This window comes from Halovibrio sp. HP20-59 (assembly GCF_033052795.2).
Lineage (GTDB): Bacteria > Pseudomonadota > Gammaproteobacteria > Pseudomonadales > Halomonadaceae > Vreelandella.
Genome location: NZ_JAWJUW020000164.1, coordinates 1 through 241, shown reverse-complemented (window position 1 = coordinate 241; position 241 = coordinate 1). Strand labels below are relative to the sequence as shown.

At 69.7% G+C, this 241-nt stretch carries 1 protein-coding gene; it reads left to right on the top strand.

Annotated features, from left to right (window positions below; genetic code table 11):
- On the top strand, window positions 1-241 hold a 241-nt coding region (locus RZA33_RS19745; RefSeq protein ID WP_317510043.1), incomplete at both ends, for a hypothetical protein.

Here is a 241-nt window from a genome sequence, read left to right as displayed (position 1 = left end):
CCCAACGCCGTCGCGCGCGAGGTGCAGATCCGTCTTCGAGAACTTGAGGAAGACGATCGCGCGGATCGCGCGGCTACAGCCGCGGCGCCGGCGTCTGAAGACGCCGACATGCCGCCTCAGGCGCGCGATCAGATGCTGGCCACGATCGCGCTCATTGCGCGCGACGAGCTGGGCGTCAAGACACTGCACGAGTGCGGCGCGGGCAGCATCCGGGCGGCGCTGATCGAGGCCTACGTCGAGG